Raw genomic sequence first — 1111 nt, forward strand, 5'->3', positions numbered from 1 at the left:
GCTGCTCGCGACCGGGCTGTTCGAGGCGAACGGCATCACCGCGATCGGCATCGCCGGCCACCCCGAAGGCCATCCCGCGATGGACGAGGCGCAATGCTGGGCGGTGCTGGAGGAGAAACGCGCCGAGATCACGCAGCGCGGCATGGCGACGCTGATCGTCACCCAATTCGGCTTCGACGCCGATCCGTTCATTCGCTGGCTGGAGCAACTGCGCGCGCGCGGGATCGATTGCCCGGTGCGGATCGGCGTCCCCGGGCCGGCCGGGATCAAGACCTTGTTGCGCTTCGCCGCGCATTGCGGGGTCGGTGCGTCGGCGGCGGTGATGACCAAATACGGCGTATCGCTGACCAAATTGCTCGGCACCGCCGGCCCCGACAAATTGGTCGATCGGCTCGCGGCGCGGCTGACCCCGGCGCACGGGCCGGTGCGGCTTCATTTCTACCCCTTCGGCGGCCTCGCCCGCACCGTCGAATGGATCAACGCTTACGAGGCGCGTCTATGACCGACAGCTATATCCTTCGCCTGTCCTGCGACGACCGGCCCGGCCTGGTGGCGCGGGTCGCCGGCTTCCTGGCCGAACAGGGCGGCAATATCACCGATGCGCAGCAATTCGACGACCGGCTCACCGGCCGCTTCTTCATGCGCGTCGTGTTCGAGCTGGAACGCGCCGACGCCGCCGACGCGCTGCGCGCCGCATTCGCCCCAATCGCGGGCGAGATGGGCGCCGAATGGACGCTGCGCGCGCCGGGCGAGCGGCTCAAGGTGCTGATGCTGGTCTCCAAATTCGATCATTGCCTCGGCGACCTGCTCTACCGCCAGCGTATCGGCGAAATGCCGATGGACGTGGTGGGGATCGTCTCCAACCACCCGCGCAGCGCGCTCAACATCTCGCTGATCGGCGACCTGCCCTTCTACCATCTGCCGATCACGCGCGACACCAAGCCGCAGCAGGAAGCGCAGATCCGCGCTTTGGTCGAAGAGACCGGCGCCGATCTGGTCGTGCTGGCGCGCTACATGCAGATCTTGTCGGACGAGATGGCGGCGTTCCTGTCGGGCCGCTGCATCAACATCCACCACAGCTTCCTGCCCGGCTTCAAGGGCGCCAAGCCCT

At 67.4% G+C, this 1111-nt stretch carries 1 protein-coding gene and 1 pseudogene; both read left to right on the forward strand.

Annotation, left to right across the window (positions count from 1 at the left end):
* Nucleotides 1–502: methylenetetrahydrofolate reductase (locus BGN95_RS15080; protein ID WP_286773163.1), on the forward strand; the 502-nt coding region annotated here is incomplete at its 5' end.
* A gap of 47 nt (nt 503–549) precedes the next feature.
* Nucleotides 550–1111, forward strand: a pseudogene (locus BGN95_RS15085) (formyltetrahydrofolate deformylase); the annotation flags it as partial.

The sequence above is a fragment of the Sphingomonas sp. 66-10 genome (assembly GCF_001897045.1).
In the GTDB taxonomy this organism is placed as follows: Bacteria; Pseudomonadota; Alphaproteobacteria; order Sphingomonadales; family Sphingomonadaceae; genus Sphingomonas; species Sphingomonas lycopersici.